The following is a 19,072-nucleotide window of genomic DNA, read 5'->3' as shown; positions in this document are numbered from 1 at the left end:
TAAATGGCTTCTCTTATCTCTTATTAGAATCGATAAGAAATTTAATAGAACTGCAATGCATATGCCGTAGGAGTCAGCTTGCCGGCGCAGCGGCCCGCCAGCCTTGCGTAGTCCTCAAGCGCTGATTGGCTGGCAAGCCAGCGCCTACGGCATCGACCCACGCCATGCAGTACCCGACGACGGAGGTCATCCATGGCCCGTGTTTCCCTGCTCAGCCTGCCCCTGGCGGCACCGTCCAACGGACGCCCGGGCTGGCCCGCAATCCATCAGCGCCTGCTGCCCTGGCTGCTGCCCCTGAGCCTGTTCGTCCTGTGGTGGCTGGCCAGCCGCAACCTGTGGATGAGTGAGCAGATCCTGCCGGCCCCGGCCCTGGTCTGGAGCAGCGCCCTGGAGCTGGGCCGCGGCGAGCTGTGGAGCCACCTGGCGATCAGCCTGCAACGGCTGTTCTGGGGCTTGCTGGCCGGCATCACCGCCGGGGCCCTGCTGGGCGGCGCCCTGGGTTTCAGTCGGCGTCTGGAGCGTCTGGTGTACCCCTCCTTCGGCGCCCTGGCGCAGATCCCGACCCTGGCCTGGATTCCACTGTTCATGGTGTTTTTCGGCATCGGCGAAGTGCTCAAGCTGGTGGTGCTGGTCAAGGCCGTGGTGGTGCCGGTGACCTTGCACACCCTGGTGGGCGTGCGCGACGCCCAGCCCAGGCTGCGAGAAGCCGCCGCGGTACTGCGCCTGCCCCCGGCCTTGCTGATCCGTCGCCTGGTGCTGCCCGCCGCGCTGCCGGCGTTCATGGCCGGGGTGCGCCTGGCCCTGGCCACCGGCTGGACTTCGTTGCTGGCGGTGGAGCTGTTGGCCTCCAGCGAAGGCATCGGCTACCTGATGGTCTGGGCGCGGCAACTGTTCATGCTGGATATCGTCTTCGTCTGCATCCTGGTGATCGGCGTGCTGGGGGTGTGCATGGACCGCGGCATCGGCTGGCTGGATCGCACCCTGGTGCACTGGCCGCACCCGGCCACCGCCGCTCTGCGCCGTGGCCCGCGCTACCAGGGCTGGCAACGCCTGCAACCCTGGCTGCTGCCCCTGGCCTTGCTGGCCCTGTGGCAAGTGGCGAGCGCAGGGCAATGGGTGGACGCCAACATCCTGGTAAGCCCGCTGGCAGTACTCAGCACCACTGTCGACGGCCTGCGGGACGGCAGCTTGCTGGGAGGCATGGGCCTGAGCCTGGGTCGCGCCCTCGGCGGCCTGGCCCTGGGTGGCGGACTGGGCCTGGCCCTTGGCCTGCTGCTGGGGCTGTCGCGCCTCAGTGAACGACTGCTGGGGCCGACCCTGGCCGCCATTCGCCAGATCGCCATTTTCGCCTGGGTGCCGCTGCTCACCGCCTGGTTCGGCCTGGGGGAGCTGGCCAAGTGGGTGTTCGTCGCCCTGGCCGCCTTCTTCCCGTTGTTCATCGCCACCCAGCGCAGCGTTGCCCAGCTTTCGCCACAACTGGCGGAGGCCGCCCAGGTACTGCGCCTGAACCTCTGGCAACGCCTGCGCCGGCTGGTGCTACCCGGCGCGGCGCCGGGGATTTTCGCCGGCCTGCGCATCAGCCTGATCTACGCCTGGATGGGCACCATCGGCGCGGAATATTTCATGCCGTCCAATGGCGGCATCGGCAGCCAGATGATCAGCGCCCAGCAACTGCTGCGCATGGACCTGATCATGGCCGGCATGCTCCTGGTGGGCCTGACCGGGGCCCTGCTCAACCTGCTGGGCCAACAACTCGAAACCCGCGCCACCCGCTGGAGACACGCATGAACGCACCCCTGGTCAGTTTCAATCACGTGGGCAAGAGCTTCGCCGTCGCCGGTGGCGAGGTGGAGGCGATCCGCGAATTCAACCTGGACATCGCCGACGGCGAGTTCGTCGCCATCGTCGGCTCCAGCGGCTGCGGCAAGTCCACCCTGCTGCGCCTGCTGATCGGCCTGGACACCGAGTTTCGCGGCGAGATCCGGGTCGACGGCCAAACCGTCAGCGGCATCGGCAGTGAACGCGGCATTGTGTTCCAGGAGCACCGTCTGTTCCCCTGGCTGACCGTGGCCGAGAACATCGGCCTGGGCCTGGTCAACGAGCCGCTGAGCGCCGCCGAGCGCCAGCGGCGGATCGACGATTTCATCGAGCTGGTAGGGCTCAAGGACTTTACCCGGGCCTATCCCCATCAGCTCTCTGGCGGCATGGCGCAACGGGTGGCCATTGCCCGTGGGCTGGTGGCCAGCCCGCGCATCCTGCTGCTGGACGAACCCTTCGGCGCCCTCGATGCCCTGACCCGCCAGCAGATGCAGGACGAGCTGCTGGCGATCCGCGAGCGGGCAAAAATCACCACGGTGCTGGTGACCCACGATGTCGAGGAAGCGATCTTCCTCGCCGACCGGGTGGTGGTGATGGAGCCGCGCCCGGGCCGCATCAAGCGCGTGGTCGAGGTGGCCCTGCCCCATCCGCGCCAGCGCAGCGGTTTCGACTTCCACCAACTGCGTGAAGAACTGCTCCACGAACTGACCAGCGATGATCACTACCAGGCGCCGCAGCCGGTGCAGATCCGCAACCTGCCCTTGACCTTCATTGCTTGCTGAACAGGAGTGCCGCGATGCCGCAACGTCCCAACTTTCTAGTGATCCTGGCCGACGACCTGGGCTTCTCCGACCTCGGCGCCTTCGGCGGCGAGATCGCCACGCCGAACCTCGATGCCCTGGCCGCAGGTGGCCTGCGCCTGACCGACTTCCACACCGCCCCGACCTGCTCGCCGACCCGCTCCATGCTGCTCACCGGCACCGACCACCACATCGCCGGGATCGGCACCATGGCCGAAGCCCTGACCCCCGAGCTGATCGGCAAGCCGGGCTACGAGGGCTACCTCAATGATCGCGTGGTGGCCTTGCCGGAACTGCTGCGCGAAGCCGGCTACCAGACTCTGATGAGCGGCAAATGGCACCTGGGGCTGACCGCCGAGCGCGCGCCCCACGCCCGGGGCTTTGAGCGTTCGTTTTCGCTGCTGCCGGGGGCGGCCAATCACTACGGCTTCGAGCCGACCTACGATGAGCACACCCCCGGGCTGCTGAAATCCACTCCGGCGCTGTACATCGAGGACGACCGCTTCATCGATGAACTGCCGGCGGATTTCTATTCCTCCGATGCCTTCGGCGACAAGCTTTTGCAGTACCTGAAAGAGCGCGACCAGAGCCGGCCGTTCTTCGCCTACCTGCCGTTCTCGGCGCCCCACTGGCCGCTGCAGGCCCCGGCGGAGATCGTCGCCAAGTACCGCGGCCGCTATGACGCTGGCCCCGAGGTGCTGCGCCTGGAACGCCTGGAAAAACTCAAGGCCCTGGGCCTGATCGAGGCCGAGGTCGAGCCTCATCCGCTGATCAACCTCAACGCCGAGTGGGACGCCCTCAGCGACGAACAGCGGCAGGTTTCGGCGCGGGCCATGGAGGTGTATGCGGCGATGGTCGAGCGCATGGACTGGAACATCGGCCGGGTGGTGGATTACCTGCGCCAGCAGGGGCAGCTGGACAACACCCTGATCCTGTTCATGTCCGACAACGGCGCCGAAGGCGCGCTGCTGGAAGCCTTTCCCAAGTTCGGACCGGAGCTGCTCACTTACCTCAACCAGCACTACGACAACCGCCTGGAAAACATCGGCCGGGCCAACTCCTACGTCTGGTACGGCCCGGCCTGGGCCCAGGCGGCCACCGCGCCATCGCGGCTGTTCAAGGCCTTCACCACCCAGGGCGGGATTCGTGTGCCGGCGCTGCTGCACTACCCGCAGTTGCCGCTCAAGGGACAGATCAGCCACGGCTTCGGCACGGTGATGGACATCACCCCGACCCTGCTCGACCTGGCCGGCGTGCGTCACCCCGGCAAGCGCTGGCGCGGGCGCGATGTGGCGCCGCTGCGGGGCAAGTCCTGGCTGGGCTTTCTCTCCGGCGAAACCGCCCAGGTGCATGACCAGCACACGGTGACCGGCTGGGAGCTGTTCGGCCGCCGGGCGATTCGCCAGGGCCAGTGGAAGGCGGTGTACATCCCCGGGCCGGTGGGGCCGGCGACCTGGCAGTTGTATGACCTGGGCCAGGACCCGGGGGAGGTTCACGACCTGGCCCAGCGCCAACCGGAAAAACTGCGCACGCTGCTGGAGGAATGGCAGCGTTATGTGGATGAAACCGGAGTGATCCTCAGCGAATCGCCGTTCCAGCCGGATTGAGCTTGTAGGAGCTGGCTATGAACCGGACCGTGCAAGAGCGGGCCAGTGTAGAAGCTGGCTCGCCAGCGAAAGCGTCCTCCAGAACAACACAAGTCTCCAGGGCCCTTTCGCCGGCAAGCCGGCTCCTACGCGGTGCGTTTGGGTTGTCGGCAAGTCCGGCATGACAGTGGGGATAAGGTGGCAAGACCGCCGCCTCGCTGCTCAACGGGCGGCGTGCCACAGAACCCGGTATCGATCCTCGGTGAATACACCGGGCTGCGCCAGGCGCTGGCCTCAGCCTCGGGTGATGCGGCAGGCCGGGGTTGTTGGCAGTTCCTTGACCACGACGTAATGCCCCGCCCGGTTTTTCTCGACCCGCAACGGCGAAGCGGCCAGGTAGCTGCCGTGCAGGTTCTGGTCGACAAAACAGATGGTGATGCCTTTCTTCCCCTGCTCCATCACCCTGACGCTGTAGATCCAGCGTTGTTCTTCGTCCGTCGCGCTGTAGGTGCCATCGGCGTCTGCGGCCTTCTCGTAGATCCGATAGGGCGTCTGGCCCAGCGTGGTGCCGTCCGGGTAGTGCCGCGGCCTTAAGGAATTGCGAAAACCGTTCACTTCCAGATGCTTCAAGATACTCAGCGCCAGCGCCTCGTTGCGGCCCTGCGCCACCGAGTCGGCCAGCGACACGCTGCCCACACTCATCAAGGCAACGGCGATCAATCGCCTTAGCGCACTGTTCATAGCGTCTCCCTGTCGTTGCCCCTTCGCGGATTCCGGGCGTTTCCCGGTGCCGCGTGACCTTGGCTTTACGTTATCGGTCCTTGGATATTTAACCAGAAAGACAGTCCGCCCCCTCAAGCCCGGGCGTTATGCGCAGGTTGCGTCGCCACCTGCTCCACGGGATGAAAGCGGTTGGCCCGGGCAAAGGTGCCGAAATCGTTGAAGCGCACGCCCATCTCGGCCATCACCTTGTGTGCCACCGGCGCCGTCAGCTGGCGGATGTAAAAGGGCTCCTTGACCACGAAATGATGGATGCCGTGGGTGCTGCCGAAGTTGCAGCAGAAGGCCTGCAGCGGCCACATCCACCAGGGGTTGAGCACCTGGGTCTGCTGGATCACGTTGCCCGGTTCGATATCGCCGTAGTAGTGCATGTTGGAACTGACAAAGTGCAGGCAGAAGGTGCGCAGCACGTTGGGGCCGATGATCACCACCACGGCGATATCGATGCCGTGCATCAGCGCCAGGGTGTCCTGTGACCACTGGATCGGGCTGCCGAGCAACGCGGCGACGCCGTTGGCGGCATGAAAGCCGAGGAACAGGTACCAGGCGCCCCAGTGCAGCAGGGCCAGCGGCGCGTACACCGCCAGGGTGCGGCCGAGGATGCGCAGCTTGTGCCTGGCCCCCGGCGCCCGCAGCAGGCGGATGAAGGCCGCCATCATGTTGTCCCCGACCATCAGCAGGCGGGCGATGCCCCAGGGTTCGCCGTTGGTGATGGCGCGCTCTTCGATATCGCTCTCGCTGCCGGACACCTTGTGGTGATTCAGGTGCAGGTGGCGCCGCACCCAGGGGTTGATGGTGCTCGGCCGCGCCAGCCAGACCAGCGCCAGCATCAGGTTGTGGGGCAGGCGCTGCTTGCGAAAGTACATGCTGTGGATCAGGTCGTGTTCCAGCTCGTGGGTCAGGGAAGCGAAGAACGCGTTGAGCAGCAGGCACGCCCACCAAGTCAGGTAGCCACCGACATAGAGCGCCGCTGACCCCAGCATCCCGGACAAGGCAAAGAGCAGAATCCCCGCACCCAGGGCGTCCTGGTGCCGCAGCAAGGGAAAGCGCCGGCGCAGTTCATCGCCCCGGGCCAGGACCACCTGGCGAATGTGCGCCGCTCGCTGTTGTGCGTTCATCCGCTCGGGGCTTGCAGAAATACCCTGCATGATTCCATCCTCTGGTCAGTGATGTGTGCATCCTGCCCCGAGCCCCGGCTCCGGGCCCTAGCCGTAAACGCCAACCTGTTGACCGGACGCGCCAATCGCATGACCGAAGCCACTTCCCTTGCCAGCTGGACCCGCGCCTTGCGCAAGCAACTGGACGCCCTCGACCTCGACAGCGACGCACTGTGCCGCGCAGCCGGGATCGATCCGCAATTGATGGACGACCCCAACGCCCGCTACCCGCTGTCGGCCACCACCCGCCTGTGGCATCTCGCCGTGCAGGCCAGCGGCGACCCGGCCATTGGCCTGCGGGTGTCGCGCTTTGTCAGCCCCACCACCTTTCATGCCCTGGGCTACGCCCTGGTGGCCAGCGGCAGCCTGCGGGAAGTGTTCGAGCGCATCGTGCGTTATCACCAGGTGGTCAGCGATGCCCTGGAACTGGCCCTGACCCGCGAGCCGGACCGCTACCGGTTCTTCCTCAAGGTGCCCGAAGGCGCGCCGCAGCCGGCCATCGAGGCCATCGACGCGTTTGCCGCGATCTACGTGCGCACCTGCCGCAACCGCCTGGGCCGCGACTACGCGCCGCTGGCCGTGCATTTGCGGCGCCCGGCCCCGGCGGACCCGAGCCAGTGGCACAAGGTGTTCCGCTGCCCGGTGCACTTTGCTGCGGCCGATGACTGCCTGGAATTCGGCCTGCACGATTTCGACAGCCACCTGGACGATGCCAACCCGGAACTGGCCGAGCACAACGAGGCGGTGCTCAAGCGCACCCTGTTGCAACTGCGGCCGCTGACCTGGGAGCGCAAGGTGCGCGGCGTGATCGAAGCCCAATTGCCGGAAGGCGAACCCTCCGCGGAACGAGTCGCCCAGGCCCTGCACCTGAGCCTGCGCAGCCTGCAACGGCACCTGGCGGATGAAGGCACGCGCTTCGACACCCTACTCAACGAATGCCGGGAGAACCTCGCCCTGCTGCACCTGCGGGACCTGGAATGCTCCCTGAGCGAAATCAGCTACCTGCTGGGCTTTGCCGATGCCAGCAGCTTCAGCCGGGCGTTCAAACGCTGGACCGGGATGACCCCGGGGCAGTTTCGCGACGGTTTGCATTGAGCCCCTGCGCCGGCCAGCCGGTTCCTACAGGTGCAGCGACGGGTGCAACCTCCACCAGTAAAAAATCCCGCGAAAAAGACCCTGCCGATCTACACTGCACAATGCATCAAATAGGATGCATTAAATAATTTTCAGTAAAAATGCATTGCATACAATGCGGAATAAATCCCATGGAAAGCCTTGGACAACTGATCCGGACCCTGCGCAAAGAGCGCAAGCTCTCGCAGCAGGCACTGGCAGCACAATACGGCATGAGCCGTGCCACTATCTCGGGGATTGAAAACAACACCATTACCGAAATCGGCTTGCGCAAGGTCGAAGCCATTCTCAATGGTTTTGGCTACGAGCTCAGCGCCGTGCCCCGCCCCCGGCAACGCCCGACCCTGGACAGCCTGAAACAGGCGCATTTCCATGACTGAGGAACAGCGGCTGCACATCCGTGTGGCCGGCATGGCGGTGGGCACTCTCGGCCGTGGCCAGGCGCAGGCGGACTCGGTTTTCACCTACAGCGACAACACCTCGCCCCGCGACGCGGTCTCGCTGACCATGCCGCCACGCCTGGCGAGCTATGGCTGGGATCGAGGCCTGCTACCGGTGTTCGATATGCACCTGCCGGAAGGTTCGCTGCGTGATGAACTGCTGCGCCGTTTCAGCAAGGCGGTGCGCGGTTTCGACGACTTCGCTCTGCTATCGATCGTGGGGCCGCACCAACTGGGTCGGGTGGCCATCAGCACAACGCAATCACCCCAGGCGCCGCTGCCGGAAACCAGCCTGGAGGACCTGTTGGTGCATGACGGTGCCGAGGGACTGTTCGAGGATCTATTGGCGACCTATGGCCAGTATTCAGGCGTTTCCGGGGTGCAGCCCAAAGTCCTGATCCGCGACAGCACCAACAGCGTCGAACGCCTGACCCATCGCGGCGCTACTCATTTGGTGAAGGCTTTTCGCGCCGATCAATACCCCCACCTGGCCGCCAACGAATTCTTCTGCATGCGTGCGGCGCTGCATGCCGGCCTGCCAGTGCCGGAGATCGAACTCAGCCAGAATGGCCAGTTCCTGGTGGTCAAACGTTTCGACCTGAGCGCCCAGGGCTACCTGGGTTTCGAGGATTTCTGCGTGCTCAACGCCTGGCCGGCAAAAGCCAAGTACGACGGCTCCTACGAAGGCGCGGCGAAACAGATCAAGGCCTTTGTCTCCCCACACCTTCTGAACCGGGCCCTGGAGTCATTCTTCAAGATCGTGGCGTTGTCGGCCGGACTGAGAAATGGCGATGCCCATCTGAAGAACTTCGGCGTGCTGTACCCCGACACGGATGTGGAAGCCCCCGTCAGCCTGGCACCGGCCTTTGATCTGGTGACCACGTCGGTCTACATCAAGGCGGACAGCCTGGCGCTATTGCTGGGAGGCTCCAAGGCCTGGCCCAAACGCCAGGCGCTGCTGCGCTTCGCCCGCACGGCCTGCAACCTCAGCGAAGGCCGCAGCCATGAACTGTTGCAACAGGTCGAGCACGGCATGGCACAGGCGATGGGCGAGATGCAGGTCTATAGCGCGGCCCATCCCGCCTTCAAGGGCATGGCCGAGGCCATGAGCGAGGCCTGGAAAACCGGTGTGGCGCGCAGCCTGACCCGTTGATCCGGTCACCGTTAAAGAACCGCAAAACCCAGTTCGAACACCGTGGCCTGCCCCTCGCTCGCGACCCGCACCTGACCACCATGCAGCAGCATGATCGAGCGCACGATGGCCAGGCCCAGGCCGCCGGAATCCCCCGGTTCGGCGCGGGAGGGGTCGACCCGGTAGAAGCGGTCGAACAACCGGGGCAGATGCTCAGGGGCAATCGCCGGGCCCTGGTTGTGCACCTGCAGCCAGCACCAGCCCGCTTCGTCGCGGCGTCGCAGGCGGATCAGCGAACCCGCGTCGGCGTGGCGCACGGCGTTGGCCAGGAGGTTGCCCAGGGCCCGTTGCAGCAGTTGCTGGTCGGCCAGCAGCTCGCCGTAAAAACCGTTCTCCAGGCGGATCTGTCGGTCATCGGCCAGGGCTTCGAAGTAGTCGCACAACTGCGCGCCGACGCCCGAGAGTGACAGCAGCTGGCGGTCCAGCGCCGCATCGGCCTGCTCGGCCCGGGCCAGGAACAGCAGGTTCTCGGCCATGCGTCCCAGGCGCTCGAACTCCTCCATGTTGGAGGCCAGCACTTCCTGGTACTCCGCGGCGCTGCGGGGCTGGTTCAGGGCCAGGCCGTTGCTGCCCAACAGGTTGTGCAACGGCGTGCGAATTTCATGGGCCAGGTCGGCGGAGAACTGCGACAAGCGCTGAAAGCTCTCCTCCAGGCGCGCCAGCATGGCGTTCAAGGCTTGCACCGGCTCGTGGAATTCGGCCGGGATGCCGCTGGTGTGCAGGCGTCGGTCGAGGCTGCGCAGATCGATCTCGCGCACCGACTCGCTGAGCTGGCGCAGCGGCTGCAAGCCCCGGCGCAACAGCAGCAGGCCCAGGGCGAAGGCCAGCAAGGCCCCCAGGCCTACCGCCAGGTACAGGCGCAGGCGGTAGCTGGCGAGCATCTGCTCGCGCTCGCTGAGCACCTTCCCGGCAATCACCGTCAGCGCCTCGCCCTTGGGGCCGCTGGCCTGCCCCGCCAGCAGCGCCAGCGGAACCTGGTCGCTGCCCGGCCAGAGGAGGATGTCGCGGCGTTGCGGGCGCTGCTCACGGGCAATCGGCAGCAACTCGGGCAAGCGCTGTTGCCGGGGGTTGATGCCGATCACCGTCGAGCCATCGGCCCGCAGCACCAGCAGCAGGCTTTCCTGGTTGCCCAGCATGTTCTGGTACAGCCGGGGCCGGGCTTGCAGGGCGTCCAGGCTGTCGCTGTCCTGCAGCAGGGCGCGCACCTGTTCCAGACGTCCCAACAGGGCGAGGTCGTCGCGGTAGGCGATTTCCTCGGCCAGGGAGCGGTAGAGGAACACCCCGATCACGCTGAGCACCAGGGCGCAGACCGCGGCAAAGGCCAGGGCCAGCCGCCAGGCGATGGAACTAGAGCGCTTCATCCGGGGCTTCCAGCTGGTAGCCGACGCCACGCACGGTGTGGATCAGCTTGGGCATGTAGGGATCGTCGACCTTGGCCCGCAACCGGCGCACCGCCACTTCCACCATGTTGGTGTCGCTGTCGAAATTCAGGTTCCACACCTGGGAGGCAATCAGGGTCCGCGACAGCACTTCACCCTGGCGGCTGGCCAACAGGTGCAGCAGGGCGAACTCCTTGTTGGTCAGGGCAATGCGTTGGCCGCCACGGCTGACCCGACGGCGCAGCACGTCGATCTCCAGGTCGGCGATGCTGAAGGATTCAGCCTCGCGCAGCGGCCCGCGGCGCAGCAGGGTGCGGACCCGGGCCAGCAGTTCGGCGAAGGCAAAGGGCTTGAGCAGGTAGTCATCGGCGCCCAGTTCCAGGCCACGGACCCGGTCTTCGATGGCGTCCTTGGCGGTGAGGAACAGCACCGGGGTGGCGCCGCGCTGGCGGATCAACTGCAGCAACTGCCAGCCGTTGAGACCGGGGAGCATCACGTCGAGGATGATCAGGTCGTATTCCTGCTGCTCGATGAAATAGCGCCCGTCCAGGCCATTCAGGGCCACGTCCACAGCGAATCCGGACTCTCCCAGCCCCTTGGCCAGGAAATTCGCGGTCTTGGCTTCGTCTTCAACTACCAGCAAACGCATGGTGCACCTCGGAAATGATCGGCACAGGCTAGGCGCCCCGCGCGCGCTTGCCCATTACAAACTTGTAATCCAACTGACGAGGTTCTGACGAGGACGGCTGGCTAAGGTGGCGACCTGTCTTTCAGGAGCCTTCCCATGATCTGCAAAACCCTCGTTCTAAGCGTTGGTCTGGGCCTTGCCGGCACTGCCCTGGCGGCCCCGGAACTTCCGCGTCACGCAGAGCTGGACCTGGCCACCGCCCGTCAGTTGGCGGACGCCAGCCTGGCCCAGTGCACCGCTGTGGTGTCGGTGCTGGACCGTGGCGGCAACCTCTTGGTGACCCTGCGCGCTGATGGCGTCGGCCCGCACAACACCGTCGCCAGCCAGCGCAAGGCGTATACCGCGCTGTCCACCAAGACCCCTACCCGGCTGTTCGCCGAGCGGGCGCGCAACAACCCCGAGGCGGCCAACCTCAATACCTTGCCGGAGCTGCTGTTGCTCGGCGGCGGCATTCCCTTGTTTGCCGGCAACCATTTGGTGGGCGCGATGGGCATTGCCGGTGCGGGCGGCGCGGCGCAGGACGAAGCGTGCGCGTTACAGGCGGCACAGCGGGTGGGGTTGGCGGCCGAGGCCGGACGTCAGTGAACTGGAGTGCCGCGCCCGCGTTGCGCTAATGCGCAGCCTCGCGGGCTCGGCAGCGGCTTCAGAGTCTGTTGTTTGTTCAATCGAGAAAGGAGTGGGACATGAATATTTTGCGTAATAGCCTGGCGGCCATCGGCCTCTGCGGTCTGTCGAGCCTGGCCCTGGCGGCGGGCAATCCCTTGAGCGTGCATGTGCTGAACCTGGAGAACGGCCTGCCCTCGCCGGGGGTCAAGGTGACCCTGGAGCAGCATGTGGGCCAGGACTGGAAAGCCCTGTCCAGCGGCGTGACCAACGAGCAGGGGCGGATCAGCGAGCTGTTTCCCGCTGGCCAGGCACTGACAGCTGGCGAATACCGGGTGGTGTTCAAGACCGGTGAATACTTCAAGCAGGCCAAGCGCGATACCTTCTTTCCGGAGATTCCGGTGATTTTCGAGGTCAAGCAGACCGAGCAGCACTACCACATTCCGCTGTTGCTCAGCCCTTATGGCTTCTCGACCTATCGCGGTTCGTAGGAGCTGGCTGCTGACGAGGGCGGTCTTGCGGGCCCCTTCGCTGGCAAGCCAGCTCCTACGGTCGGCAGAGAAATCGCGCGGGACTTTGTAGGAGCCGGCTTGCCGGCGAAAGCGGTCTTGAGGGCCTCTTCGCTGGTAAGCCAGATCCTACGGTCGGCAGAGAAATCGCGCGGGATTTTGTAGGAGCCGGCTTGCCGGCGAAGGCGGTCTTGCGGGCTCCTTCGCTGGCAAGCCAGCGCCTACAGGCCTGCAAGGGCGCGCAAGCGCTCGGTGTCGAGGATTTCGATCTCGCCGTAGCTCAGGCGCAGGATGCCCTGGTGCTGCAGGTCCTTGAGGATCTGGTTGGTGGTCTGGCGCGACAGCGAGAGCATCAGCGCCAGTTGCTCCTGGGGCAGTTGCAGCAGGCTGCGACTTTGGCTGACTTCGCCGTAGCCGCCGGCCATCGCCAGCAGGCGACTGGCCACACGAGCCGGCGCCGGCATCAGGCTCAGTTGTTCCAGGTTGATGAAGGCCAGGCGCAGTTTGTGACTCATCAACAGCGCGAACTGGCGCCAGTACTGCGGCTGTTGCTCCAACAGTTGCAACAAGCTCGACTGCGGCACCTGAAGCAGGGTGCAGGCACCCTCGGCGTAGGCATCGTGGGTACGCGGCTGGCCGTCGAACAGGCAGATCTCGCCAAACCAGTGCGGCGCTTGCATCAGGCTGAGCAAGGCTTCCTTACCCTGCTCGCTGACGGCTCCCACCCGCACCGTCCCTTCCAGCACCGCGTACAAGCCGCAGGGCGGATCGCCACGCAGGAACAGGCATTGCCCCGGCGCCAAGCGGCGCAGGCGGGCACCGCCGAGCAAACTATTCTGTAAGGAATCCGGCAGGTGGCTGAACCACTGGCCGGTCATCAGGCAGTCACGCCACTGCTGCATGTCCATGAACAGGTTTTTTCCTCAAGGCATCGGCGTGATTGTCGCCTAGCTGACAGTGCCGTGATCGGCGGCCGGGCATGATCGGGCCACCCTAACGGAGGAACAACAATGAAAAGCCTCGTTGATCATCTGAGTCAATACGCCGCCTACCACCGCGACCCGCGCAATATCGCCAGCCACTTTATCGGCATTCCCATGATCGTTCTGGCGGTGGCGGTGCTGCTGTCCCGTCCCGCCTGGCCGCTGGCGGGCATCGTGCTGTCGCCGGCCGTGCTGCTGGCCCTGGCCTCAGCGGTGTTCTACCTGCGCCTGGAGTTGCGCCTGGGCGTGTTGATGAGTGTGCTGATGGGGCTGTCGGTCTGGGCCGGGCAAGCGCTGGCAGCGCAAAGCACCGGGCTGTGGTTGAGCAGCGGCCTGGGCCTGTTCGTGATCGGTTGGGTGATCCAGTTCATCGGCCATTACTACGAAGGCCGCAAGCCGGCCTTTGTCGATGATCTGTCGGGGTTGATCGTCGGCCCGCTGTTCGTGGTGGCCGAACTGGCGTTCCTGCTGGGGCTGCGCCATGACTTGAAACAGGCCATCGAGCAGCGTTCGGGCCCCGTGGCCCTGCGCCAGAAAAAAGCCATGATCTGAAGTCCCTGGCCGGGCGTGCCGACTGCACGCCCGGCCAGGATGGGTCACAAGCCACCAAACTCCACTCGCACCGTCAGTGCGCCCTGATTGTCCTGCAGGCCGACACCGTAACGCCCGTCCAGGTCGTCATTGATGCACAGCTGCAACTCCCCTTGCTGGCCCGCCGGTATCTGCGCCAGATCGCCGATCAGAAAGGGCGTGCCAGCGCTCCCGACGCGGCCGATCAGCGCTCCCTCGCTGGCCCCCGGCAAGGTATAGCCGGACTTGGCGATGTAGACCGGATTGCCCCGGCCGTCCACCATGCCCCCCGCCGGACTGGCAGACCAGCGCCCGCTGACGTAGCGCACCAATTGCGCACTGATCCCATTGAGTTGCACCCCGGTGCCTTGCCAGGGCTGATTGGCCTGGACCGTCACGGTGCTGGCCTTGAGCTCATTGGCGAGCACATCGGCGGCCTGGAACGACAACGCGGCGATGGTCAGGCTCGGATTGGACGTGCCGCTGCTGGGAAACACCCCGTCTCCCACCAGGAACAGATTGCGGTGATCCCAACTGCGCTGATGCTTGTCCACCACCGAGTCCCTGGGGTTGTCCCCCATGCGGTAAGTCCCCATCAGGTGCCCGGCGCCCTGGAAGCTGTAGGGCTCGCCGTCGTAGACGAAGAACCCGGGGTTGGTCTTGGGGTCCGGCTTGAGGTCCGTGAGTTCGGTGGCCCCCAGCAGCTCGGTGATGATGTAGGTGGCGGCCTGCCGGGCCTGTTTGAAGCCCTCCTTGGTGTAGTCCGACAGGTTGTAGTGAATCTCCGGACGGGGGATGCCCAGGCGGTCCTTGTACTCGGTAGAGGGGACTATGTAGCAGTCGGCGTGATCCGGATCCTTCTCCACCTGTTCCACCAGGAAGGCAATTCGGAACTGGCGGATCAGGCGGTCGTTGAGGGCACGGATCAGGTCCGCTCCAAACAACGCCTGGGGATCATGCTTGTCTCCGGGCAACGGGTTGGTGTGGCTGTTGTTCTGGCCGTCGATCAGGTCGCACACCGTGGTGTAGGGATCGCCGATCGGCCAGTTCAGGCCCTCATTGCCGATCTCGATGCGCCAGGCCGCCCGGTGGCTGCGAAAGGCCCCATCGCGCAGGCTCTCGATGCCCGCCGTGGACACCGGCCCACGATAAGGGAACACCGTCTGCCCTGGCGGCATCAGCCCCCAGGCCAGGTAGATCGGGTGGTCCGACAGGCTGCGCCCGACCTGACCACTGCTGTTGGCCACCCCCTGGGGTGCCTCGGGACAGGCTGAGTTGAGCAACAGCTTGGGGGTCTCGATGGCGTGGGCGGCGATCACATAGTGCTGCCCCAGGGCCACGCCATTGGCGGTGGGCGGGCCGTCCCCCAACTGGTACTGGATGAACTCGATGCCGCTGATGCTGGACTTGCCATCGACCCGGACCTTGCTCGCCACGCTCTTGTACAGCACCCGGACATTGCCGGTCTCCAGCGCCTTGTTCAGAGTCACCGTGGCGTCGTACTTGGCCTGGATCGGGCAGATCGGCGTGCAGTTGGTATTGCCCGCACAGACCCGGCGCCCGGCATAAGGCTCGGAGTTGCGCCCGGCCGGCGTCGGGCTCACGAACAGTGGCATGCCGGCAAACGAATGGCCCTTGAGCGCCTTGACGAAACGCTCGTCCACCAGGGACAGCGGAATGCTGTGCATGGGGAATTGATAATCCTCGGGAAAGGTCATGCCCAGGTAGTCCTGGTCACCCACATCCGCCGCCACGCCGATCTCCGCCTCGGCGCGGCAGTAGGCGCTTTGCAGATCCTGGTAGCCGATGGGCCAGTCGACCCCGACGCCGTACAGCGACTTGAGGCGAAAGTCATTGGGCAGCATGCGCAGGCAGGTGGCGACCCAGTGCCAGGTGGTGCCGCCGCCCACCCGCTCATAGGTGCTGGTGAAGGCCAGCGGGCCTTTCTGCACCAGGTAGCTGGTCTGCGGGTTCTGCCAGCCGTTGATCAGGTCGGCAATGGTTGGGCGCGGCGCGTTCTGCTGGTCCGGCTGCAGTTCCGGATAAAGCTGCGGCTGCAGGTTGCTGGCCGGAGGATAGGGCGACTCCGGAGTCTTCAGGGTGGCGTTGTAGAAGCGCTCCATGTATTGCGTGCGATTGGCCGGAATGCTCGGCCCGGACTCCAGCACCAGCACCTTGACCCCGGCCAGACCCAGTTGATAGGCGATGATGCTGCCTGCCAGGCCAGCGCCGACTATCACCACATCCGCTTGTTCTGTGCTCATGACGAAGCTCCTTGCTGCCCCTTGGCGGGCACACCGGTAAAGGCCTCCAGGCTCGGCGGCGTCTCGTTCCAGTAGCCGAAATGAAACTGGCTGTAGCCCATGGGATGGGCCTGGGCGGCCTTCCAGGCCCAGCTTTGCTGGTACGCCAGGTCGGACACGACCCACTGTTGCCCGGCCTTGAAGCTGCTGGCGTCATAAGGCTGGTACCAGACCCCCAGCAGCCACATTTTCATGATCGAACGACAGGCCTTGGCCGCAGGTGTGGCCGCCGGCTTGCCGTTGCTCATCAGCAGCGCCCGGGCGATCTGTTCCGGGCTCTGCTGGTCAGCCACCAGGCTGGCGTACTGGCTCAGCAGGTCATTGAGTTGGGCCTCGGTCAGCTTCGGGCGGATATAGGCCAGAAACTGGCTGGGCAGGTCGATGGGGTCGATCGACGGCGCCAGCAAGGCCTTGCCGATCCCCAGCAACGCCGAGGACAGGCCGACAAAGTTCTCACGCTCGGTGCTCATGGTTTGCTCCCTGCGGCGCCAGTGGATTGGGCACGCTCCAGCAGATAGGTGAAGTCGGCGAAGGTGGTGCGGGGGTTCTGGGTGACCCGGGTGGTCGCGTTGTTGTGGCAATCCATGCAACTGGAGGACGCCTGGGGCACCGTGCCCTGGATATAGGTTTCCAGGGTGGCGTTGGCGAGGAAGGTCGGGGCCGGGCTGCCCAAGGGATTGGTCGGCGACGGCGTCTCGCAGTCAGGGGCCGGATCGGCGGGCCATTGGGTGTCGATCATCTGGTAGTTGGCCCAGACACTCTGCGGGTTGGCCGTGCGCAACAGCGCCTGGTAGGTGCTGTTCAGCGCCTTGGCGGCCTCGGTCAGCGGAATCTCGCGGACGATCTGCGATGGCGTGGCCTTGACCGCCGGGTTCCAGGGCCGGGGCGGCGGCTCGTTGACCTTGGCCGGGCTGGCGGCGTTGTAGAACAGGTACGGGCCTTTGCGCTGCTCCGGCGGGGTGGTTTTTTCCGGCACATTGTCCACGTGTTCGAAGGTCGACCAGACCCACTGCGGGGCCAGCGCGGTTTTGTGCACGATGTGCAGGCCCACCAGGCCCACCGCCTCGGCCTTGCACGACTCTTCCACGATGGGCCCGCGGGTCGGATCGCTGTTGCCGGGGGTATAGACCAGGGCGTCCACCGTATGGAAGCGGCTGCGCTGGTCGTTGCCGTCCAGCACCTTCCACGAGGCCTTGACCATGATTGCGCCGAGTTTCTGATGGGGATTGGAGCTGCAGCTGAAGGCCACGCGGTTGTTCGGGCTGGCGGCGAAATACGCCTGCTGGCCCTGGACGCTGTACAAGCCCTTGTCGACGATATCGTTGAACATCGGCCGGTTGACCACGATTTCGTTACGGGTGTAGGTGCCGCTCTGGTCCACCAGCGGGCCGCTCTGGAACGGCTGGATGAACTCGTCGAGGACACCCGCGACCTTGCCCATCTGTTGCAGCAGGCGCCCGGATTTGAGCCCCTCACAGGGTTTGGGAAGAATCGCCGGAGCCTCCCAGGCCAAAGGCTTCTCACCCTTGGCCCGGAAGATCTGATAGCTCTCTTTCCAGCCTTCCCAGACGGTGGGACCGTCCTCCTTGCCGATGGGCCCAACGCCGGGACTGCCGTCGGCCTGGGCTGGCCAGTTGAGGGCGATGAAGGTCTGCCAGGACAGCACGTCAAAATCGCGCTGCAGGCTTTCCAGGGTCGGTTCCGGGGGGGCGGTCACTGCAACGTCGTAGGGTATGCGCGAGGACAGGTCTGGGGGCGCGAGCGCCAGGGCCAGAGGGCTGAGCAGTGCACCGCAGAGTGCACAACCGAACCTCGGACCGGGCCGATGGACTTCCTTTTTCATGCTTGTCTCCTTGGCATCAGGCTGGCCAGGAGACAGAACGCCGGTCCTTCAAGGACTCTTCAATTGCGCCCTCCTGGCACAGTTTCCAGCGTAGATAAGGAAACTTGCGCCCAGGGCACGGGCCATAGATCGAATCGAGCTAGCAGCAATAGCGAACGCCATCACCCACCGTCGATACGCAACATCCTCTGCGTAGGAGCCGGCTTGCCGGCGAAGGGTCTTCGAGCCAGGTACAAACCTGGAGGACGCTTTCGCTGGCAAGCCAGCTCCTACAGCGGGCGTGATGTCGGTGGGGTCAGAGGCTGGAGTGTTTCTGCCAGACCTTGGGCTTGAAGAACAGCGTCTCGCCACGGGCCAGGCCGATCAGGCTGTCGTGGTCCTTCACCACTTCGGCCTCGATCAGCTCGCTCTGGCCTTCGACCTTGAGGGTGACCCGGGTGGTGGCGCCCAGGGGACGGATGTCGCGCACTTCGGCGGCGTGATGGTCTTCCAGTTCCGAACGCGACAGCGACACTTCGTGGGGACGGAACAGCACGTGATTGTCCTCCCCCAGGTGCAGGCGGTTGGAGTCACCCAGGAAGTGGTAGACGAAGTCGCTGGCCGGGTTCTCGTAGACGTCCCCCGGGGAGCCGATCTGCTCGATCACGCCCTTGTTCATCACCACGATTCGGTCCGCCACTTCCATGGCTTCTTCCTGGTCGTGGGTAACGAACACCGAAGTCAGGTTGATGTCTTCGTGCAGCCGCGCCAGCCAGCGTCGCAGCTCCTTGCGCACCTTGGCGTCGAGGGCGCCGAAGGGTTCGTCCAGCAGCAGCACCTTGGGCTCCACCGCCAGGGCGCGGGCCAGGGCGATACGCTGGCGCTGGCCGCCGGACAGTTGCTCCGGGTAACGGTCGGCGAGCCAGTCCAGTTGCACCATGTTCAGTAGCTCATGGACCTTCTCGGCGATCTTGCTCTCGCTGGGACGCTGGTTCTTGGGCTTCATGCGCAGGCCGAAGGCGACGTTGTCGAACACGCTCATGTGGCGGAACAGGGCGTAGTGCTGGAACACGAAACCGACGTTGCGATCGCGCACGTCGTGGCCGGAAACGTCCTCGCCGTGGAACACGATGCTGCCGTCATCCGGCGTTTCCAGGCCGGCGATGATGCGCAGCAGGGTGGTCTTGCCGCAGCCGGACGGGCCCAGCAGAGCCACCAGCTCGCCGCTGTGGATATCCAGGTTGATGCTGTTCAGGGCCTTGAAGGCGTTGAAGTTCTTGCTGACGTTACGGACTTCGATCGACATGA

General features: G+C 65.1%; 18 protein-coding genes. 9 read left to right on the top strand and 9 right to left on the bottom strand.

Annotation, left to right across the window (positions count from 1 at the left end):
• Window positions 1-192 precede the first annotated feature (192 nt).
• From WIN67_RS01030 to WIN67_RS01020, 3 genes are read left to right on the top strand one after another with little or no spacing between them, the layout of a single operon-like run.
• Entirely contained in the window at window positions 193-1,788 is a 1,596-nt protein-coding gene (locus tag WIN67_RS01030; protein ID WP_339070503.1) for an ABC transporter permease, read from the top strand.
• Window positions 1,785-2,600, top strand: coding sequence for an ABC transporter ATP-binding protein (locus WIN67_RS01025; RefSeq protein ID WP_339070502.1), 816 nt, complete (start codon window positions 1,785-1,787; stop codon window positions 2,598-2,600). Before WIN67_RS01030 ends, WIN67_RS01025 begins: the two co-directional genes overlap by 4 nt.
• Before the next feature lie 14 nt (window positions 2,601-2,614).
• Window positions 2,615-4,225, top strand: coding sequence for an arylsulfatase (locus tag WIN67_RS01020; protein WP_268561945.1), 1,611 nt, complete (start codon window positions 2,615-2,617; stop codon window positions 4,223-4,225).
• Between the two features lie 273 nt (window positions 4,226-4,498).
• Here WIN67_RS01020 and WIN67_RS01015 read toward each other — a convergent pair whose 3' ends face one another.
• On the bottom strand, window positions 4,499-4,945 hold the full coding sequence (locus tag WIN67_RS01015; RefSeq protein ID WP_339070501.1) for a hypothetical protein: 447 nt from the start codon (window positions 4,943-4,945) through the stop codon (window positions 4,499-4,501).
• A gap of 113 nt (window positions 4,946-5,058) precedes the next feature.
• On the bottom strand, window positions 5,059-6,132 hold the full coding sequence (locus WIN67_RS01010) for a fatty acid desaturase (protein ID WP_339070500.1): 1,074 nt from the start codon (window positions 6,130-6,132) through the stop codon (window positions 5,059-5,061).
• A gap of 99 nt (window positions 6,133-6,231) precedes the next feature.
• Between WIN67_RS01010 and WIN67_RS01005 the strand changes: the two genes are divergently transcribed.
• The 3 genes from WIN67_RS01005 to WIN67_RS00995 all read left to right on the top strand — a co-directional run bounded on the left by WIN67_RS01005 (window position 6,232) and on the right by WIN67_RS00995 (window position 8,868).
• The gene (locus WIN67_RS01005) at window positions 6,232-7,236 is read left to right on the top strand and encodes an AraC family transcriptional regulator (protein ID WP_339070499.1); all 1,005 of its coding nucleotides are present in this window, start codon (window positions 6,232-6,234) and stop codon (window positions 7,234-7,236) included.
• Between the two features lie 170 nt (window positions 7,237-7,406).
• On the top strand, window positions 7,407-7,655 hold the full coding sequence (locus tag WIN67_RS01000; protein ID WP_102862594.1) for a helix-turn-helix domain-containing protein: 249 nt from the start codon (window positions 7,407-7,409) through the stop codon (window positions 7,653-7,655).
• Window positions 7,648-8,868 carry a type II toxin-antitoxin system HipA family toxin gene (locus WIN67_RS00995; RefSeq protein WP_110595277.1) on the top strand — a complete coding sequence of 407 codons (1,221 nt, stop codon included), beginning with the start codon at window positions 7,648-7,650 and terminating at the stop codon, window positions 8,866-8,868. The genes WIN67_RS01000 and WIN67_RS00995 overlap by 8 nt, the downstream gene beginning before the upstream one ends.
• Before the next feature lie 11 nt (window positions 8,869-8,879).
• On the opposite strand, the gene WIN67_RS00990 is transcribed toward WIN67_RS00995, so the two are convergent.
• Together WIN67_RS00990 and WIN67_RS00985 are read right to left on the bottom strand one after the other, a co-directional pair.
• Window positions 8,880-10,268 (bottom strand): heavy metal sensor histidine kinase, encoded by a 1,389-nt coding sequence (locus WIN67_RS00990; RefSeq protein ID WP_199012317.1) that lies wholly within the window; start codon window positions 10,266-10,268, stop codon window positions 8,880-8,882.
• Window positions 10,255-10,935, bottom strand: a complete 681-nt coding sequence (locus tag WIN67_RS00985) for a heavy metal response regulator transcription factor (protein ID WP_041115126.1) — start codon at window positions 10,933-10,935, stop codon at window positions 10,255-10,257. The genes WIN67_RS00990 and WIN67_RS00985 overlap by 14 nt, the downstream gene beginning before the upstream one ends.
• Window positions 10,936-11,070: 135 nt before the next feature.
• Between WIN67_RS00985 and WIN67_RS00980 the strand changes: the two genes are divergently transcribed.
• Both WIN67_RS00980 and uraH read left to right on the top strand, forming a co-directional pair.
• Window positions 11,071-11,559 carry a heme-binding protein gene (locus WIN67_RS00980; protein WP_339070498.1) on the top strand — a complete coding sequence of 163 codons (489 nt, stop codon included), beginning with the start codon at window positions 11,071-11,073 and terminating at the stop codon, window positions 11,557-11,559.
• 98 nt (window positions 11,560-11,657) lie between these two features.
• The gene (gene uraH / locus WIN67_RS00975; RefSeq protein WP_102862589.1) at window positions 11,658-12,068 is read left to right on the top strand and encodes a hydroxyisourate hydrolase; all 411 of its coding nucleotides are present in this window, start codon (window positions 11,658-11,660) and stop codon (window positions 12,066-12,068) included.
• A 239-nt stretch (window positions 12,069-12,307) separates the two neighbouring features.
• Here the strand turns inward: uraH and WIN67_RS00970 are convergent, their stop codons facing one another.
• Window positions 12,308-12,994, bottom strand: a complete 687-nt coding sequence (locus WIN67_RS00970; RefSeq protein WP_102882705.1) for a Crp/Fnr family transcriptional regulator — start codon at window positions 12,992-12,994, stop codon at window positions 12,308-12,310.
• A gap of 102 nt (window positions 12,995-13,096) precedes the next feature.
• Between WIN67_RS00970 and WIN67_RS00965 the strand changes: the two genes are divergently transcribed.
• Complete coding sequence (locus WIN67_RS00965) at window positions 13,097-13,621, top strand: DUF962 domain-containing protein (RefSeq protein ID WP_102882704.1); 525 nt, start codon at window positions 13,097-13,099, stop codon at window positions 13,619-13,621.
• Between the two features lie 44 nt (window positions 13,622-13,665).
• Here WIN67_RS00965 and WIN67_RS00960 read toward each other — a convergent pair whose 3' ends face one another.
• The 4 genes from WIN67_RS00960 to WIN67_RS00945 all read right to left on the bottom strand — a co-directional run bounded on the left by WIN67_RS00960 (window position 13,666) and on the right by WIN67_RS00945 (window position 19,070).
• Window positions 13,666-15,903, bottom strand: a complete 2,238-nt coding sequence (locus tag WIN67_RS00960) for a GMC family oxidoreductase (RefSeq protein ID WP_339070497.1) — start codon at window positions 15,901-15,903, stop codon at window positions 13,666-13,668.
• Window positions 15,900-16,412 (bottom strand): sorbitol dehydrogenase, encoded by a 513-nt coding sequence (locus tag WIN67_RS00955; protein ID WP_102882702.1) that lies wholly within the window; start codon window positions 16,410-16,412, stop codon window positions 15,900-15,902. The genes WIN67_RS00960 and WIN67_RS00955 overlap by 4 nt, the downstream gene beginning before the upstream one ends.
• The gene (locus WIN67_RS00950) at window positions 16,409-17,785 is read right to left on the bottom strand and encodes a cytochrome C (protein WP_110651233.1); all 1,377 of its coding nucleotides are present in this window, start codon (window positions 17,783-17,785) and stop codon (window positions 16,409-16,411) included. Before WIN67_RS00950 ends, WIN67_RS00955 begins: the two co-directional genes overlap by 4 nt.
• Window positions 17,786-18,080: 295 nt before the next feature.
• Window positions 18,081-19,070, bottom strand: a complete 990-nt coding sequence (locus WIN67_RS00945; protein WP_102882700.1) for a sulfate/molybdate ABC transporter ATP-binding protein — start codon at window positions 19,068-19,070, stop codon at window positions 18,081-18,083.
• Window positions 19,071-19,072: the final 2 nt, after the last annotated feature.

It is taken from the genome of Pseudomonas idahonensis (assembly GCF_037903935.1).
Lineage (GTDB): Bacteria > Pseudomonadota > Gammaproteobacteria > Pseudomonadales > Pseudomonadaceae > Aquipseudomonas > Aquipseudomonas danubii.
This window is presented reverse-complemented; position numbering and strand designations above follow the sequence as displayed.

What these genes read in the sequence shown, in the direction of transcription:
- WIN67_RS00950 (WP_110651233.1), bottom strand. Translation starts at nt 17,785, where the DNA reads ATGAAAAAGGAAGTCCATCGGCCCGGTCCGAGGTTCGGTTGTGCACTC.
- WIN67_RS00955 (WP_102882702.1), bottom strand. Translation starts at nt 16,412, where the DNA reads ATGAGCACCGAGCGTGAGAACTTTGTCGGCCTGTCCTCGGCGTTGCTG.
- WIN67_RS01030 (WP_339070503.1), top strand. Translation starts at nt 193, where the DNA reads ATGGCCCGTGTTTCCCTGCTCAGCCTGCCCCTGGCGGCACCGTCCAAC.
- WIN67_RS01000 (WP_102862594.1), top strand. Translation starts at nt 7,407, where the DNA reads ATGGAAAGCCTTGGACAACTGATCCGGACCCTGCGCAAAGAGCGCAAG.
- WIN67_RS01010 (WP_339070500.1), bottom strand. Translation starts at nt 6,132, where the DNA reads ATGCAGGGTATTTCTGCAAGCCCCGAGCGGATGAACGCACAACAGCGA.
- WIN67_RS00960 (WP_339070497.1), bottom strand. Translation starts at nt 15,903, where the DNA reads ATGAGCACAGAACAAGCGGATGTGGTGATAGTCGGCGCTGGCCTGGCA.
- WIN67_RS00945 (WP_102882700.1), bottom strand. Translation starts at nt 19,070, where the DNA reads ATGTCGATCGAAGTCCGTAACGTCAGCAAGAACTTCAACGCCTTCAAG.
- WIN67_RS00970 (WP_102882705.1), bottom strand. Translation starts at nt 12,994, where the DNA reads ATGGACATGCAGCAGTGGCGTGACTGCCTGATGACCGGCCAGTGGTTC.
- WIN67_RS01020 (WP_268561945.1), top strand. Translation starts at nt 2,615, where the DNA reads ATGCCGCAACGTCCCAACTTTCTAGTGATCCTGGCCGACGACCTGGGC.
- WIN67_RS00965 (WP_102882704.1), top strand. Translation starts at nt 13,097, where the DNA reads ATGAAAAGCCTCGTTGATCATCTGAGTCAATACGCCGCCTACCACCGC.
- WIN67_RS01015 (WP_339070501.1), bottom strand. Translation starts at nt 4,945, where the DNA reads ATGAACAGTGCGCTAAGGCGATTGATCGCCGTTGCCTTGATGAGTGTG.
- WIN67_RS01025 (WP_339070502.1), top strand. Translation starts at nt 1,785, where the DNA reads ATGAACGCACCCCTGGTCAGTTTCAATCACGTGGGCAAGAGCTTCGCC.
- WIN67_RS00980 (WP_339070498.1), top strand. Translation starts at nt 11,071, where the DNA reads ATGATCTGCAAAACCCTCGTTCTAAGCGTTGGTCTGGGCCTTGCCGGC.
- uraH (WP_102862589.1), top strand. Translation starts at nt 11,658, where the DNA reads ATGAATATTTTGCGTAATAGCCTGGCGGCCATCGGCCTCTGCGGTCTG.
- WIN67_RS00990 (WP_199012317.1), bottom strand. Translation starts at nt 10,268, where the DNA reads ATGAAGCGCTCTAGTTCCATCGCCTGGCGGCTGGCCCTGGCCTTTGCC.
- WIN67_RS00995 (WP_110595277.1), top strand. Translation starts at nt 7,648, where the DNA reads ATGACTGAGGAACAGCGGCTGCACATCCGTGTGGCCGGCATGGCGGTG.
- WIN67_RS00985 (WP_041115126.1), bottom strand. Translation starts at nt 10,935, where the DNA reads ATGCGTTTGCTGGTAGTTGAAGACGAAGCCAAGACCGCGAATTTCCTG.
- WIN67_RS01005 (WP_339070499.1), top strand. Translation starts at nt 6,232, where the DNA reads ATGACCGAAGCCACTTCCCTTGCCAGCTGGACCCGCGCCTTGCGCAAG.